This window comes from Paenibacillus rhizophilus (genome assembly GCF_003854965.1).
Classification (GTDB): Bacteria; Bacillota; Bacilli; order Paenibacillales; family Paenibacillaceae; genus Paenibacillus_AQ; species Paenibacillus_AQ rhizophilus.
On the sequence record NZ_RQPI01000001.1, the window covers coordinates 695986 to 712102 of the forward strand.

The 16117-nt window shown below is 48.9% G+C and carries 15 protein-coding genes; 11 read left to right on the forward strand and 4 right to left on the reverse strand.

From position 1 onward, the window contains the following. Positions 1-4 precede the first annotated feature (4 nt). The 3 genes from EH198_RS03305 to EH198_RS03315 all read right to left on the reverse strand — a co-directional run bounded on the left by EH198_RS03305 (position 5) and on the right by EH198_RS03315 (position 2458). Positions 5-808 carry an ABC transporter permease gene (locus EH198_RS03305; RefSeq protein ID WP_124694106.1) on the reverse strand — a complete coding sequence of 268 codons (804 nt, stop codon included), beginning with the start codon at positions 806-808 and terminating at the stop codon, positions 5-7. Then, on the reverse strand, positions 805-1794 hold the full coding sequence (locus EH198_RS03310; protein WP_246014072.1) for an ABC transporter ATP-binding protein: 990 nt from the start codon (positions 1792-1794) through the stop codon (positions 805-807). The genes EH198_RS03305 and EH198_RS03310 overlap by 4 nt, the downstream gene beginning before the upstream one ends. Positions 1795-1972: 178 nt before the next feature. Next, a complete protein-coding gene (locus tag EH198_RS03315) occupies positions 1973-2458 on the reverse strand; it encodes a DUF6803 family protein (protein ID WP_124694107.1) in 486 nt (161 codons plus the stop codon). Between the two features lie 166 nt (positions 2459-2624). Between EH198_RS03315 and EH198_RS03320 the strand changes: the two genes are divergently transcribed. Then, positions 2625-3140 (forward strand): GNAT family N-acetyltransferase, encoded by a 516-nt coding sequence (locus EH198_RS03320; protein WP_246014073.1) that lies wholly within the window; start codon positions 2625-2627, stop codon positions 3138-3140. Positions 3141-3165: 25 nt separating this feature from the next. On the opposite strand, the gene EH198_RS03325 is transcribed toward EH198_RS03320, so the two are convergent. Continuing rightward, positions 3166-3969, reverse strand: coding sequence for a MotE family protein (locus EH198_RS03325; protein WP_124694109.1), 804 nt, complete (start codon positions 3967-3969; stop codon positions 3166-3168). Positions 3970-4230: 261 nt separating this feature from the next. On the opposite strand from EH198_RS03325, the gene EH198_RS03330 reads away from it, so the two are divergent. The 10 genes from EH198_RS03330 (at position 4231) to EH198_RS03375 (ending at position 16117) form a co-directional block, all read left to right on the forward strand. Then, complete coding sequence (locus tag EH198_RS03330) at positions 4231-4845, forward strand: DedA family protein (RefSeq protein ID WP_124694110.1); 615 nt, start codon at positions 4231-4233, stop codon at positions 4843-4845. Between the two features lie 38 nt (positions 4846-4883). Next, complete coding sequence (locus EH198_RS03335; RefSeq protein ID WP_124694111.1) at positions 4884-6371, forward strand: sensor histidine kinase; 1488 nt, start codon at positions 4884-4886, stop codon at positions 6369-6371. Next, the gene (locus EH198_RS03340) at positions 6346-7035 is read left to right on the forward strand and encodes a response regulator transcription factor (RefSeq protein WP_124694112.1); all 690 of its coding nucleotides are present in this window, start codon (positions 6346-6348) and stop codon (positions 7033-7035) included. Before EH198_RS03335 ends, EH198_RS03340 begins: the two co-directional genes overlap by 26 nt. 127 nt (positions 7036-7162) lie before the next feature. Further along, positions 7163-8347: an MGDG synthase family glycosyltransferase gene (locus tag EH198_RS03345; protein WP_124694113.1), complete on the forward strand. Its 1185-nt coding sequence runs from the start codon at positions 7163-7165 to the stop codon at positions 8345-8347. Next, entirely contained in the window at positions 8334-9530 is a 1197-nt protein-coding gene (locus tag EH198_RS03350) for an MFS transporter (protein ID WP_124694114.1), read from the forward strand. The genes EH198_RS03345 and EH198_RS03350 overlap by 14 nt, the downstream gene beginning before the upstream one ends. A 127-nt stretch (positions 9531-9657) precedes the next feature. After that, positions 9658-10476 carry an undecaprenyl-diphosphate phosphatase gene (bacA, locus tag EH198_RS03355; protein WP_124694115.1) on the forward strand — a complete coding sequence of 273 codons (819 nt, stop codon included), beginning with the start codon at positions 9658-9660 and terminating at the stop codon, positions 10474-10476. 125 nt (positions 10477-10601) lie between these two features. Further along, positions 10602-13721, forward strand: coding sequence for an efflux RND transporter permease subunit (locus tag EH198_RS03360; protein WP_124694116.1), 3120 nt, complete (start codon positions 10602-10604; stop codon positions 13719-13721). A 45-nt stretch (positions 13722-13766) separates the two neighbouring features. Beyond that, positions 13767-15059: a VTT domain-containing protein gene (locus EH198_RS03365; RefSeq protein ID WP_124694117.1), complete on the forward strand. Its 1293-nt coding sequence runs from the start codon at positions 13767-13769 to the stop codon at positions 15057-15059. A gap of 39 nt (positions 15060-15098) precedes the next feature. Further along, entirely contained in the window at positions 15099-15635 is a 537-nt protein-coding gene (locus EH198_RS03370) for an RNA polymerase sigma factor (protein ID WP_124694118.1), read from the forward strand. Further along, positions 15632-16117 (forward strand): anti-sigma factor family protein, encoded by a 486-nt coding sequence (locus EH198_RS03375; RefSeq protein ID WP_124694119.1) that lies wholly within the window; start codon positions 15632-15634, stop codon positions 16115-16117. The genes EH198_RS03370 and EH198_RS03375 overlap by 4 nt, the downstream gene beginning before the upstream one ends.

Genomic DNA, 16117 nt, shown 5'->3' on the forward strand with positions numbered 1-16117 from the left:
CTTGTTATCCTCCTTGCACGACGACTCGCCGAAGCGCCCGGTTTATAAGCAGCAGACCGAGCCCAGTCAGCAGCGCCAGCCAGAATAGCTGAATCATAAGGCCCTCCAATGCTTCTGCCGCTGCAATATGGCCCGTATAAACCCGGAAGGGAAAATCCACCGTCCACCGGAAAGGCAGACTATTTGCGAGCTTTTGCATCCAAACCGGCATCAGGGGAATCGGCAGAATCATCCCGGCCAAAAACTCTCCCGCTGTCGCTACCATGAGGGTAGACCCGGTGGGCGACATCGTCCAGAAGATGGAGATGTAGATCAGCAGCGAAATCGCGCAGACTATGAGCAGACCGAGCAAGAGGGACAGAAGAAAAAGCAGAAAGGCCGTAATGCTGGGCGGCAGACTTATCCCATAGGGATTAGGGAGAAGCAGCACCGCCACCAGAAGCGGGAAGCAGCGAAGCACGACGCCGGAGACACGGGTCGCCAGAAGCTTTGCGAACCAGAAGCCATACAGACCGCAGGGACGGCACAGCTCGTAAGCGATATTACCGCCGGTGATCAGCTGAAAGATGTCCGGATCGCGGAAATAAAGCGCAATGAGGCCAAGAAACATCTGCTGGAGCCAAATGTATGTGACTACTTCCTGCAAGGTCATGGGCAGCTGGGCACCGCTGCGGTTGTAGAACGCGACGTATACCATAATGAAGACAAAGCCGAAAAAAAGCTGGGTGAGAATGCCGGCAAAGGCGGCAGTGCGGTATTGAAGGCCTGTTACGAAGCGCAGCTTTCCGACTGACAGATACATTTTCATATCTGATGCTCCTTGTACAGCTGCAAAATCAGCTCGTCCACCGATTTGGAATCCACCGCCACATCCAGAATTTCAGCCTGTTCGGATAATTGGGAAATGACGCCCGTAAGGCTGATCTGTGCGCTGTCGAAGGTATAAACGGCCTGCTGCGGCGACCAGGAATGGCGCACGGCACCGGGAATGTCGACGGGACGTAGGCAGTCCCGGTAATCGACGGTAAGGGTCCGGCTGCTGCCGAACCTTCGGCGCAGCTCGTCCAGGGAGCCGTCGTACAGGAGGGAGCCCTTTCCAATCATCAAAATCCGCTCTGCAAGTGCCTCAATGTCGTTCATGTCGTGGGTGGTGAGAATGACGGTAATGCCTTTTTCCTTGTGAATGGTCTTGATGAACTGCCGGACAGCAATTTTGCTGGCGGCGTCCAGGCCGATGGTCGGTTCATCCAGGAAAAGAATGCGGGGATCGTGCAGGAGCGAGGCCGCGATCTCGCAGCGCATGCGCTGTCCCAAGCTGAGCTGCCGGACCGGGACGTGGATCAAGTCGGCCAGCGCCAGAGTCTCCGTGAGCATGGAGAGATTTTTGCGGTAACGGGTGTCCGGAACCTTATAAATGTCCCGCAGCAGCTCGAAAGAATCGATCACCGGCACATCCCACCAGAGCTGGGAGCGCTGTCCGAAGACGACGCCGATGTTGCCGACATAGGCGGTCCGGCTTTTCCAAGGGGTGTAGCCCATTACTTTGCAGTCGCCCTCGTCCGGAACCAGAATACCGCACATCACCTTGATCGTCGTCGATTTGCCCGCCCCGTTTGGCCCGATGTACCCGGCGATTTCGCCCTCGCGGATCGTGAAAGAGATATCTTTTAGCGCCTCCACGAAAGTATGCTTCCGGTAAAATAGAGCTTTTGCCGCCTGCCTTACCCCGGCGGCCCGTTTTGCTACTTTGAATGTTTTGCCGATCCCTTCCAGCGAAATAATAGGGTTGCCCAATTCAGCACCTCCGTCAACGTTTAATTACAGCTCAACAAATATAGCGGAAATCCCCAAAAAAGAATAGACTTTTACAGAGAAACGACAGGTGAATGTTGTTTTTTTATAAACTGTAACGCCCAAGAAATCAAAAAAGACTTCGGAGCCCGGCTCCGAAGTCTTTTTTGATTCTCCCTGATTAATGATTCATTCCGGCCATTCCCCCGATGATTTCCGGGTTAATCATTCCGAAGATCATCGCAACGTGGGCCACAATGAGGAAGCCGCTGACGAGGATAAAGTGAAGCTTCAATTTTCCTTCTGCGGAACGATTGCGGGCGATTATGCCAAGATCAAGAAGGGCGAGAGGCAATAAGAAGAGCACACCGCTTAGGTAAAAACCGACAGCGACAACGTCCACCCAAGTATGCCATTCTCCGTTTACGGTCAAAGGGATAAACGCGGTGGGGAACAAGTATATAAAGATTCCTGTGAAATACAACCCGGCCAGGATGCTGCAGATGCGGTTAAAGCTTCTGAGACCGCCTTGCGTCGTTTTGTTGAAGAGGATAAAGAATTCGGTTACAGTGATCGTCTCGGCAAAGATCACGGGAATGGCCATGAATAGAATCAAATTCCATGGCTGATTGTCCGCAAGCAGGGACATGTAATGCGTCATGCTCATTGTTTGATACTCCCCCAATAGATAAATTAACTTCGAGGCCATTGTATAAAAAAATTATGTGGAATGTGTGAAGAAGCTTCTAATGGAAACAACAAGCAGACATATATATCGTACAATCATTTAGATGAGCTTGAAGAAATCCGTTGAACAGAGGAGGGTGTATCCATTGTTTATCATTCGGCCGGAACAAAAAGAAGATATTCTTGAAATTAGTGAGGTGAATAACCTTGCTTTCAAGGGAGAGGAAGAGGCCAAACTGGTAGAAGCAATTCGGGCCTCGGAGTTTTTTGTTCCGGAGTTGTCGCTGGTTGCCATTTCAAACGAAGTAATCGGTCATATATTGTTCAGTATCATTTCCATTGAAACAGATAGCGGAATCGTGCCGACGTTAGGACTCGCGCCTTTATCAGTCAAACCTGAGTTCCAGAATCTGGGCATAGGCTCTGCTTTGGTAAGAGAAGGTTTAAAAAAATGCAAAGAATTAGGATTTGAACATGTTGTCGTGTTGGGACACCCGAATTTTTATTCCAGGTTCGGGTTTATTCCTTCTAAGACCAAAGGAATCAAGCCACCGTTTCAAGTACCGGATGAGGCATTTATGGTGCATGAACTGAAAAATGGATCACTTGACCATATTACCGGAACCGTGAAGTATCCCCCAGCTTTTGATGTTGTATCTTAATTGAGACAGTCATCTCGGAATAGGGTTACCTGCCAATCGCTTTTACGATAAGAGCTGCCGATGCAATTAGTGTCTGATCATCAGTCATGACCGTTAATATTCTGGTTCGTGCGGAGGAGTCCATGGCTTTCACAACGGATAGAGTCTTGGCAGTGTCTGTTTGCAGCAAGTTGTCAATAAGTTTAGCCGCTTCAGCAGGAGGCATTTGGGAATAGGTCTTGGCTACCTCGTTCAAAGGTGAATTTTTCAGCTCCGCCCGCTTGATGAAATTAACCTTTTTTTGAAGCTGGGCGATCTCCTGATTTGTCCAATCGGAGCGGTTTTTAAGCTGGAAAGAAACCTCCGCAACCTTGGCGGGATCCATTTTACTCCAAATATGTCCGCGTTCAATTGAAGACATCTCGGCCATTGCATAAATGATTTCTTCGGCAGATTGGGTTTGCAGGATCGCGGCAGCTTTGGATGGCAGCATTGCAGCATAGCTTTTTGCAATTTCGGCAGCGGCGCGGATATAAGTTTCTTTTTTGTTCGCGCTTCCCGGTGAAGGGGAGGCTGTTGACGCAGCGTTAGCGGCATTTGCAGCCGGAAGTGTGGATTTGACGGTGCCCATACCGCTCTCTACAGGTGGTGTGGATTTAGACGTGTCTGGATAAGAGGAGGGCGCCACTGCCGAGGTACCAGCCGATGTTCCACCGAGCCAGGTTGAAATCAGCTGTGCCAAAGGCTTACGATAAAATAAAGCTCCGCCTATTAAGATCAAAACAAATAGCAGAGGCAACCATTTAAACTTGCGTTTTTTTCGAGAAATGGCAGCGGGGGTCTTATTCACCTGGGAGTTTTCCTTCGGCGAAGAGATCTTTACTGGGACGCGCTGAGGTCTGGCTAGGGGCATTCAAGTACACTTCCTTGTTCAGTCTAATTAGGATTGGCAAAGTATAGCATGATTTTGTTAAAAAATGATTAAGGCCTGATTATAGCAAACTGTGTATATCCAGCCTCCAATTAATTAATAAATCGTTAAGAATTGATTCATGGCCAGTTCATACTTAAGCTGTAAATTGGAGTATATGTCGGAGAGGAGTGAAACCTAATGCACCAATTATTGGCTTGGATATCCGAGACGACGCTTCACCTTGTGGATACAATGGGAATCTGGGGGATATGGATAGGAATGATTCTGGAGAGTGCCTGTATTCCGATTCCCAGTGAAGTTATTATGCTTAGCGGCGGTTGGTTGGCTGCTCAAGGATCGCTATCTTTTGCGGAAGTGGTTGTCGCGGGTGTATTTGGAAATCTCATGGGTTCGATGATCGCTTATTATGTCGGAGTCACGGGAGGCAGGCGGTTGCTGGATAAATACGGAAAATATATTCTCTTAAACACACATCATCTGGAACAAGCGGAGCGATGGTTTGGACGTTATGGAGAGAGCACGGTTTTCTTTACCCGCATGCTGCCCTTTATTCGCACCTTTATCTCATTGCCGGCGGGGATCGCCGGGATGAAAGCCTGGAGATTTGCCATATTCACAGCGCTTGGCTGCATACCTTGGGACTTGGCTCTTGTCTACATAGGTTTCAAGCTAGGCGGAAATTGGACCATTGTGGAGCAGTATTTGCGGCCGGTCAGCTATGCGATCTGCGTAGCTGTACTTTTACTGCTGGTTTGGTGGTTGCTGCGGAGAAGGAAGGAACGGGCGGTGTAACCATTTTTGAATCCTAGAGGCAGGGAGATTGACCAAAGATGTCCATTCGTTTGAAATTTTTGCTTTCCTATGCGGCAATGCTTGTGATTCCCCTGTTTCTGCTTGTTGTAACCGCCTTGCTGCTGACTGTGGTTTACCATGGAGATGTTCAAAGCCTTAAAAACGCCTACGAAAGCAAATTCGAAGGAATGGAAGAGAGAGATACCCGAAATTTAATTAAACACACCTTTCTGCAAAATTCCGCTTTGCTCACGGATACCGGATTTCTGAATGATTTTTCCGCAGATATGCTCCAAAAGAATACGGCCATCTATATCCGTTCCGAAAATAAAGAACTCTACGCTTCTGACGATCTTTTGCAGAAAAAGGGTTTAATCGACGAGCTGCCTTCTTTCACAAAGGCGGGACGAGAGTATGAGCCCTACCGGCAAAAATATAACAATGAATGGTATAAAGTCGCCCAGTTTGATTTATTATCCAAGGACGGCACGCCGGTAAGCCTTTTTTTGCTGACAAAACTTGATCCTTTGGTTCACTTTGTGAGAACTTTTTTTCCCATCCTCTTCCTCTCAACGCTGGTCGTGCTTCTGTTGACGCATGGGCTGCTGACCTCCTATATGTCGAGACGCATTATCCGTCCTTTGCTTGAACTGCGTAGAGCGACGAAGCTGGTTACCGACGGCAACTTGGATTTTAAGGTGAACATTAGCGGCAAAGATGAGCTGGGCCAGCTGGGTATGGCTTTTGAGAAAATGAGATCCCGACTACAGCAATCCATTTATCTGCAGCAGCAATATGAGAACAATCGCAAAGAATTAATTACGAACATCTCTCATGATCTGAAGACGCCCATTACGGCTATTAAAGGCTATGTGGATGGAATATTGGAAGGCGTGGCCAACTCGCCCGAAAAAAACGAGAAGTACATGCGCACGATTGCCGCTAAGGCCGGGGAGATGGACAGACTGATTGACGAGTTGTTTCTTTACTCCAAACTGGATATGCAGAAGCTTCCATTTTCCTTCGAATCCGTGCCTATTCTCCCTTTTTTGACGGATTGGGCGGAGGAGCTGGAGGTAGAGCTGGAGAAAAAAGGCGTGCAGCTTCAAATCGAAATGAATGGCGGAGAAGGAGCCTGGGTATCGGTAGACCGCGATTCGTTTAAACGTGTACTCGGCAACATTATTCAGAACAGCCTGAAATATATGGATAAGCCTGAAAAGAAAATCACGGTAAATACTCGTTTGGAGACCGAGCGTTTTATTCTTGCCATTCGGGATAACGGCCCCGGAATTCCGCCGGAAGCAGCCCCTTTTATTTTTGATCGCTTTTACCGGGCGGAGCAGTCGAGAAATACGAACACGGGGGGCAGCGGTCTGGGTCTATCCATTGCCAAGCAGATCATCGCCGGTCACGGGGGAAGTATTTATGCAGATAGCGAAGAAGGCGAAGGAACTGCCATTTACATTGTTTTATCGATAGAGGAGGGGGCACCGGGAAATGGAGCGAACGATACTGATTGTTGAAGACGAACCTTCGATTGCCGAACTCCAGCGGGATTATTTGGAGATGAGCGGATATCGGACCGAAATCGCCGTCAATGGAGAAGAAGGCCTGGAGATGAGTCTCACCGGTAAATTTGAATTAATCGTACTGGATGTCATGCTGCCCAAGCTGAACGGATTCGAGGTATGTAAAAAGGTTCGCGAAGAGCTGGATATTCCCATCCTTATGGTCACCGCCAGACGGGAGGACATCGACATTGTCCGCGGTCTAGGGCTTGGAGCGGATGATTATATTACGAAGCCCTTCAAACCCGCGGAGCTTGTCGCCAGAGTCAAAGCCCATCTTGCCCGTTATGACCGTTTGAAGGGACACAGATCATCCACAAATGAACTGGAAATCAGGGAAATACGGCTCGATCCCGACTCCCGCCGCGCATTTGTGAGGGATCGGGAGGTAACGCTGACAACGAAGGAATTTGACCTGCTATACTTTTTAGCGCTGCATCCCAATCGGGTATTCAGCAAGGATCAGCTCTTCGAGAGATTATGGGGCGTTGATTCGTTCGGAGATACGCAGACCGTAACCGTGCATATCCGCAAGCTCCGGGAAAAAATTGAAGAGGATTCCGCCAATCCGGTTTATATCGAAACCCTTTGGGGCGCCGGTTATCGTTTCCGTTCTTGAAGGCAATTATAACCCCGTATTCGCGACTCTCTTGCGGAAGTTAATATTCCATTAAGAATCCCTTTACGTTCTTTTTACGATTGAGGGTTAGAGTTAGAGAGAGCCAAGATAGAAAAGGAGCTTTCTTATGAACCCAAACCCTGTAGTGCTAATTGTGACCTCCACGTTTGGAGACGGTCATGTCAAGGTGGCTGAAGCTATTGAACATTCTTTCAGATCCAGAGGGATTAATCAGGTCCACACCGTTGACCTCTTTGCTGAAGTCCATCCTAAGCTGAATGAGCTTTCCCGAAGATTCTATTTGAACAGCGCGGTATACGCTCAAGGACTGTATGGATTATTGTACGAGATGACGAGCGGGATGAAGCCGAGACGCGCCCTGGGCCGGCTTTTGCATTCCATGGGCAAGCGAAAGGTTCAAAAGATACTGGACGATATGCGGCCGGATGTCATTATTCATACCTTTCCTTATTTGGCAGCCGCCGAACTTGGCGAGGGGACTGTAAGCGGGGTGCCGATATTCACCGTCATGACGGATTATGTTCTGCACGGAAGATGGCTCCATCCGCACACCATGAAGTACTTTATCGCAACGGAAGGTATGAGGCAGGCCCTGCTGTCGGAAGGTATTGCTGAAGACGCGGTCGTTGTCAGCGGAATTCCAATCCGTCAAGCTTTTGAGACTTACCAGGATCGTGAACTGCTCCTGAAAAAGCACGGATTATGCGGAGACCGGCGCTATATTCTCCTTGCAGCCGGCGCTTACGGCGTAATGAGTCATACCAGCAAATTAATAGAGACCGTAATCGCAAAATCCGATTTCGATTTAATTGTGCTCTGCGGAAATAATCATAAGCTGCGAACGGCTATGGAAGAACTTTATCAAGAGAACAGCCGTGTCCATTTGCTCGGCTATACGGAAGAAATGCAGGAACTTATGTGCATTTCCTCTTGTCTGCTGTCCAAGGCCGGCGGAATTACGCTTACCGAGGCGATTGCCCAATCTCTTCCGGTGATTGTATACCGGCCGCTCCCCGGACAGGAGGCAGGCAACGCGGAATGGCTATCCCGGCAAAAAGTGATAGACACCGCTCACAATGAGGAACAGTTAATCGATCAGCTTCGTCAATTGGAGAAACCGTTATACCGGAGAGAACGGATACGGCGTATGAAGGCTTTTTCCCGAAAATCATCAGCAGAGCATATCGTTTCCGAGATTTTGAATGCTGTGGAGCAGCGGCAACCCTTTGCCGGGCAAGCGAAGCCCAAGATCGTCGAAGGGCAGGTGAAAACCATCCATGGGTATCTCTAATACGGTAGAAGAGCCCCGGCAATCCTTCACCCGCCTGGCGGTTGTTCTCTTTTTCATGGAGTGGGTAAGAGGGGCCTTTCTGGTCGCTTATTTGCCGGCATATGCATTGGAGGGCTGGGGGCTTTCCTCATCCATCGTCGGAATAGCAGTGTCCGTTCACTATTTGACCGACAGCCTGATCAAAGGCTTCACCGGCTATCTGCTGGACAGATTCTCTAACCGTAAGGTGCTTCACGGCGGCTTCACCCTCAGCATGATTGGACTGTTGCTCATGGCAACTACTCATAACGCGTGGATTCTCATTGCCGCTTCAGCTTGTTTGGGAGCCGGCTTCTCTCCGATCTGGATCATTTGCATGAGCCAAATCAAAGAAGAGAACCGAGCGCAGCAGGCAGGGGTCTTATATGCATATTGGATGGCGGGTCTGGGACTCGGTCCGGTCACCCTTAATCTGGTTATGGGCTGGGGCTTGTCCATTTCGCTTTTAATTATTGGCCTGTTTTTTACCGCCGGCTGGATATTGGCCGCTATGGTGAAGCTTGATGATGTCGCAGCGGCGCCGCGTTTAGAGCTCACCATAAATGAGCAGTTTGCCGCTTTGTGGGACAAAGTGAAAAAGGGCGGTTTTCTGGTGCCCGGCATGGTGCTGCAAACTACGGCGGGTGGAATACTGGCGCCTTTTTTAACAAGCTTTGCGGTCAAGCATGTGGGCCTCTCGCATACACAGCTATCCATTGTATTATTGATGGGCGGCGCCGGTGTAATTCTGCTTCTTGTCCCGATGGGCAAATGGTTCGATTATGCCGGGGGAAGATGGTTCCTGGTATTGGGGTTCGGTATTTTTGCAGCGGCATTATTCGGACTAACTTCGATCAGCTCTTTCGCCGGCGCAATGGGGTTCTCGGTTCTGTTAGGGTGTGCGTATGCAGCGTTATTGCCTTCATGGAACGCATTAATGGCTTGCTATATTCCTGAAGATTCCGTTGGAACAAGCTGGGGGCTGCTGTTCTCCATTGAAGGTTTGGGGGTAGTCATCGGACCACTAATCGGAAGCTGGCTGGCAAGCGCAGGGAATGAGCTTCTGCCTTTTCAGGTCAGCGCGTGTATGTTCGGGTTGATCAGTCTGGTCTATCTGCTGTCTCCGTCCCGTTTGTTTGCGCATAAAGAAAGGTCGATGGGTTAAGCCATTATGCCATGCAGTTAAGATTTATTTAATAGTCTCTTCACGTTGAATTTAGGATTATAGCTTAGTCTAAGATTATGAAGACAGGAATCATCACTAAAAGAAGACGGAGGAGGGCGCCGCTGATATGCACGAGTTCATTATCGCAATCATTCAAGGAATTGTAGAGGGAGTCACTGAATTTCTGCCGGTATCATCCACAGGCCATCTCATTTTGAGCGGAGAACTTCTCGGATTCACCGGAGAAAAAGCCGACACTTTCGAAATCATCATCCAGCTTGGAGCTATTCTTGCTGTAGCCGTCATTTATTGGCGGCGGATACTCGGCTTGCTGGGTCTAATGAAGATCCAATCCGAAAATGGAGATACGAAAGAGAGGCCGAAATTAAACCTTTTACATATCATATTGGCTTGCTTACCGGCAATGATACTTGGGTTTATACTTCATTCCTTTATTAAAACGTATCTGTTCTCACCCTATACCGTACTTGCGGGGCTTGTACTGGGAGGACTCTTTATGCTTCTTGGCCAGAAGAAACAGACTCCTGTGCGGGCGGAGAGCATTGATCAGCTGTCGTATAGACAGGCGCTGACGATTGGTCTATTCCAGTGCCTATCCCTGTGGCCGGGATTCTCCCGTTCCGGAGCGACCATTGCCGGGGGCTTGCTGGCGGGAGCAGGCTATAAAGCCGCGACTAATTTTTCCTTCCTGGTTGCCATCCCGATGATGATTGCCGCAAGCGGTTATGAATTACTAAAGAGCTACCAGACGTTAACGGCAGCCGATGCCGGCTTCTTCATCGTCGGATTCCTCGTAGCCTTCGTAGTGGCGCTCCTGGCCGTGATAACCTTCCTGAAGCTGCTTGAGCGGCTGAAGCTCGCGCCGTTTGCCTATTACCGGTTTGCGCTTGCCGCGATTTTCTTCATCTATTTGCTGGCACATTAAACATCGAAAGAATGGATAGGGCGTCAGACAAGTTCTGATACACTATCCATTCTTTTTTTACCCCAATGAACAAAAAGGTCCTCTTTGAAGTCTTTTCTTTATATAGACTCGAGAGGAGACTTGAAATGAAGCGATTAATCGAAGCAGTCATGCAGCGGGCGACCATTATTTTGGTCAGTGTCGTGCTAATTTTAGCATGGGGGGCGGTATCGGCTTTTCAAATGCAACGAGATTATCTGCCCGGCATCAATAACACCACATTAATGGTGTACTTGCGGGCATCGTCCTACCAAGCGGACCAAATGAAACGTGATATTACCGCGCCGCTAGAGGAAGTGATTCGCAAGACGAACGGACTGACCCATCTGGAGACGACCTCATACGATGGCGGTCTCTTGATGAATCTGTATTACCCGATGGATTATGATATGGAAAAAGCGGAGAACACGATCAAACAAGCGCTGAACGATGCCGCATTGCCGGATGGGGTGGGCAAGCCTGCCGTGACAAGATTAACCTCCAGCACCTTCCCGATTCTGAGCTACAGTCTGACTGCGAAGAATAACCAGGTAGATGACCTGACCTTGCAATCCTCATTGCAAACGGATATTGTGAAACAATTAAAATCCGTTCCCGGAGTGGCCGATGTCCAGACCGTCGGGGGAGCAAATAAAGGCTATGTCGTCAGCCTTCGGACGAAAGATCTGGCGGCAAACGGCTTAACGCTGGACGATTTTAATAAATCCATTGCAGCCGATATTCCCAGCATGCAGGGGAATCTTGCGAATGTGAAAGCCTCATTTCCGATTAGGGTAGAAGGTTGGGACATTACGGATCAGCAGCTGAATAACTTTGCGATTAAGAACAGCGTTGGAAAAAGCGTACCCTTATCCGCCGTTGCGTCGGTATTCGAGTCGCTTACGGATGTTAAGACCGTCTCACGAACCGATGGCCAGGCAAGTGTGCTTATCAATGTGATCAAAACGCCGACTGCAACCATCACGGATGTTGCCGGGCATGTGAAAGAACGGGTTTCCGGCATAGCGGCGGTGAAAAGCGGTGACGTCGCGATGACGCTGCTGACGGATCGTGCCCATGATCTGAACGAATCCTTGAAGGGGCTTATTCGCGAGGGCTTGCTGGGCTGCCTCTTCTCGATGCTCTGTGTGCTTTTCTTTTTCCGGAATGTGAAGTCTACAATCTTGATTGCCGTATCGCTTCCCATTACGCTCCTTGCTACCACAGCTATTCTGAAATGGATGGGCGTTACGCTTAATTTATTGACCGTTTCCGGATTAATTGTAGCCATGGGGCGCATTGTGGATGATGCGATCGTTATCCTGGATAACATATACCGGAGAGTACAGGAAAATAGAGGTGAACCCGTCTTACATGTATTAGCTTCCGCGGTTGTGGAGATGCTGCCGGCAATTTTCGCCTCCACGGCGACAACCGTTGCCGTTTATGTTCCGATTGCTTTGGTTGGCGGCATCATTGGCGCTTCATATTCCGGCTTTGCCTGGTCTGTCGTCATCGCGCTTGGGGTGTCATTCCTCGTAGCAATGCTTGTCATTCCGGCTTTCGCATATATCGGTTGGAGAGAGCCTCATGCCAAAGCGGTAACGCTTGAGCCCTTGATGAAGCCATTCCTCTTATCCGCATTGAAGCACAAAAAAACAGTGATCAGTATCTCGATCCTCCTGTTTGTTGCCGCCGCCCTGTTCGCCGCCCGTCTGCCGTTTAGCCTGCTGCCCAGTACGGCCGGCGGACAGGTGGCTGTAAAAGTGGAGCTGCCGAAAGGAACCCCGCTCTCGGAAGTGGATAAGGAAGTAAAAGCTGTTGAAGATGTTCTGCATAACAACGCCCAAATCGCTTCCTATTCATCCACTTTCGGTTCTTCATTTACACCGCAGGCAGATGACGTATTTGACCAAGGCGGCGGGTATATTCAGCAGCCGAACGTAGCCAATCTTTCCATTCAATTAAAAAACAAGAAGGAAGTTAATTCGTTCATACCGTCTTTACAGTCTGATTTGTCCCATCTTTCTAACCGTGCCGCCATTACGGTAACCAATCAGAACATCGCAGGCGATGATTCAACGATTAAAATCATGCTGATGGGCGCAGATGGCAAGACACTGGAGCAGGCCGCGGAACTTGTGCGGACCAAACTGGTCGATATCCCAGGTCTAAGCGTATCAGGCAAAACCGATATGACCAATGGTATTCCTAAGTACGCCATATCCATCGATAGGGAGAAGGTTGCGAAGGCCGGTATCAGGGAAGGTGACATTAACAAGCTGTTGAAACGGTATATGGCCAAAGGGAAGGACTTTGACATCATGACGTCAACCGGTTCGGGAGTCATTCCGGTAGATGTCTACATCGACCCTATTCAAAAGAACACGGTTAAAGAGAAGACATTGCCTGTCTATACACCGGAACAAGTGCTGGCTTCTCTATCAGCAGAGCTGCTCACCGGCAGTAACGGCCAGTCGTACCGGTTGGATCAATTGGCATCCATTCATAAAAGCGATGCGGTTTCATCCATTCAAGAGCGCGATGGTCAGCCTTTCTCAGTCGTTACCGCGCAAATCATTTCCAGTGACATGAGCAAGGTGTCGGGCGCGGTCGATCAGGCTCTGAAAGATGTGCAGCTTCCAAACGGGGTAACCTATTCCCTGGGAGGCATTACAGAGCAGGTTACGCAAATGATAATCGAAATGACGATAGCTGTAGTGATTTCAGTATTGCTCGTCCTGCTTATTACCAGCATTGTATTTAAAGGATGGAGAGCGCCGTTTGCCGTATTGATAAGCATTCCGCTGGCTATGTCCGGTGTGGTGCTCGCCTTGTATGCGATCCACGGTCAATGGAACCTGGCTGCATTGATTGGGGTATTGATGCTTACGGGTATAGTAGTGACTAACGGGATTGTCCTTATCGATAAAATTGAACGAAATCGAAAAGAAGGAATGAGCCTGAGGGGGTCCATAGTGCAGGGGAGTCTGTCCCGGGTACGTCCGATTTTTATGACGGCGGGTACAACCGTTCTTACGCTGATTCCGCTTGCTTTATCCCATAGCGCCGATACGGTCATTTCACAGGTGCTTGGCATCGTGGTTATTGGCGGTATGGTCACCTCAACACTAAACAGCTTTGTGGTAATCCCGATTATTTACGAATGGATGCAGAGAAAAGCGGACCGGAATACCGAGCTGTCCTTGAACGGAAGCGCAGTGTGATTCCTGCCCGGTATGTATAAACTATAAGGAAGAGGAGGGGTTCCAGTGAACATAGTTACCGCATGGCTTGAACAATATGGATACGGAGTTATTTTTATAGCCTTATTCCTTGAGATGCTCGCATTGCCTCTTCCTGGTGAAATGTTGATGAGCTATACGGGATTATTCGTTTTTGAAGGGAAATTGAATTTGCCGCTCAGCATCTTATCCGCGAGTGCCGGTGTAACAGCCGGCATCACCCTTTCTTACTGGATCGGTCACTGGCTGGGAAGGCCCTTTGTACACAAGTATGGGCATCGGGTTCATCTGGGTGAAGACCAGCTCCTTAGAATGAATGTGTGGTTTGAAAAATACGGAGACAAGCTGTTGTTCGTCGCGTACTTTATACCCGGGATCAGACATATTACAGGGTACTTCTGTGGGGTAACCCGTATGCCTTTCCGGAAATATGCGATTTATGCGTATTCGGGCGCCATTTTTTGGGTCAGCTTATTCATTTCACTTGGCAGGGTATTGGGACCGAAATGGGAAGCTTACCACCAAACCGTGAATCGCTATATGATCCTGTTTGGGGTCGCTTCCGCGTTGTTGACCTTGCTGATCTATTTCTATCAGAAGCATAGACAGCGTGCCCTGGCAGCGCTTATGGTCTTGCTTACAAAAGGTGTGCGCCATTTCAACTCGCTCGGCAAAGTCAGATTCCTGGTTCTGTCTTCGTTTGCCGCATTTGTGTTGTTTGTTTCCTTGATGCTTGGACTTATACAGGATTTCTTGGCACAGGAATTTAACCGCTTTGACGAGGTTGCTTCTTATGTTATCCTCTCGGTATTTGGACCTGAATGGAAGGACCTTATGAACGGCTTTGCCCTGTTAGGTTCGATCTATCTGTACGGGCCTCTGATTGCAATAACCGCTATTTGGATCATACTGAGTGCCCGCCAAAAGCTGCTTGAGCTATCCTTCCTGTTCTGGGTCGTCATCGGTGGGGAAATGCTTGATGAAGGATTGCGGGTGCTTTTTCATCGTCCAGGGCCGGTTGCGGCCGGATATCAAATATTCAACACCTTCCCCAGTGAAGAAACCTTAACTTCGATCAGCGTATGCGGATTTTCCGCTTTTTTAATGCTTCGTCATTACAGTAATAATCTCATCCGGATTTCAGCCGTTTTTGCTGTCATACTCTTGGGTCTCCTTGTCGGGGTTAGCCGGATTTATTTCAAAGTGCAATTTCCGAGTGACGTTGCGGCCGGCTATGTCTTCGGCGGGGTATGGATCAGTCTGAACGTCATTCTGCTGGAGATTCTGCGAATACTTCAGACGAACGAAATTATGGCATGATAATGAGAAAGCTGCCGTATCCGGTAGGAGTGAACATAAGTGGTAGAAGAAGAACTTTATCAGATTATTCATAAAGCCAAAGGTGGCGACCAAGACGCATTTGCCGAGCTTGTGAAACGTTTTAAAGGCCATGTTTATCGTTACGCCGTCGGCATGTTGAGTAATCGAATGGATGCTGAAGATGTTTCTCAAGGGGCGTTTGTCAAAGCGTTTTATTCGATATCCGGTCTGGACAATGAATTTGCGTTTTCCTCGTGGATGATTCGAATTGCAGCCAATCTGTGCAAGGACCGGTTGAAAAAAAGAGCAAAAGAGAAAGAGTTCAGCGATGAGCAACCCAATGAGCATCTGGTGGACCCCAATATACCCGACATGTCGGTGAAACTATCCATAGAGGAATGCTTGAGCAGGCTTTCCATTGATCATCGGGAGGTTATCCTGCTGCATGATGTGCAAGGATACCGTTATGAAGAGATAGCGGATATGCTAGAAGTGCCTCTTGGAACCGTAAAGTCGCGGCTATTCGCAGCTCGAATGGCACTGCGTAAGGAACTAGCAAAGGAGGAGCAGGGATGACCGGCCATTTAGAGGAGCAATTATCCGCTTATATGGATGAGGAGTTAAGTGATGACGAAAGACGGCAGATCGAAGCCCATTTGGAGATATGTGAGTCCTGTCAAGTCCTGCTGGAAGAGCTGTTAACCCTCCAAAGCAACATCACACGCACTTATGAAGAGATTCAAGGACCGGCAGATTTTGAAATCCGGGTTATGCAGGTAATCGCAGACAGGCAAGAACCAGCTGCCGCCGGAAAGGGTTGGATATTCGTTCCTCTTCTGTCTTTCATGGCACTTGGGTTACTCTGGTTCGCAGCCGGAGCCATCTTAATGAAACTGATTAACGGGTTTTTGAAATTAGTGGTCGCTCTGGTCTATATGGCGTCGCATTTCGTTTCAGGTGTGCCTGTCTTATCCGGGGCAGTGGTTGTGCTTTCATTAATTATCCTGTCAACCTCCGTTTATTCGCTTAGACGGCTGCTTCAAGCCTCAACCAGTTGA

Coding starts and splice junctions, on each gene's coding strand:
- EH198_RS03305 (WP_124694106.1), bottom strand. CDS start 808: ATGAAAATGTATCTGTCAGTCGGAAAGCTGCGCTTCGTAACAGGCCTT.
- EH198_RS03315 (WP_124694107.1), bottom strand. CDS start 2,458: ATGAGCATGACGCATTACATGTCCCTGCTTGCGGACAATCAGCCATGG.
- EH198_RS03330 (WP_124694110.1), top strand. CDS start 4,231: ATGCACCAATTATTGGCTTGGATATCCGAGACGACGCTTCACCTTGTG.
- EH198_RS03335 (WP_124694111.1), top strand. CDS start 4,884: ATGTCCATTCGTTTGAAATTTTTGCTTTCCTATGCGGCAATGCTTGTG.
- EH198_RS03340 (WP_124694112.1), top strand. CDS start 6,346: ATGGAGCGAACGATACTGATTGTTGAAGACGAACCTTCGATTGCCGAA.
- EH198_RS03345 (WP_124694113.1), top strand. CDS start 7,163: ATGAACCCAAACCCTGTAGTGCTAATTGTGACCTCCACGTTTGGAGAC.
- EH198_RS03350 (WP_124694114.1), top strand. CDS start 8,334: ATGGGTATCTCTAATACGGTAGAAGAGCCCCGGCAATCCTTCACCCGC.
- bacA (WP_124694115.1), top strand. CDS start 9,658: ATGCACGAGTTCATTATCGCAATCATTCAAGGAATTGTAGAGGGAGTC.
- EH198_RS03360 (WP_124694116.1), top strand. CDS start 10,602: ATGAAGCGATTAATCGAAGCAGTCATGCAGCGGGCGACCATTATTTTG.
- EH198_RS03375 (WP_124694119.1), top strand. CDS start 15,632: ATGACCGGCCATTTAGAGGAGCAATTATCCGCTTATATGGATGAGGAG.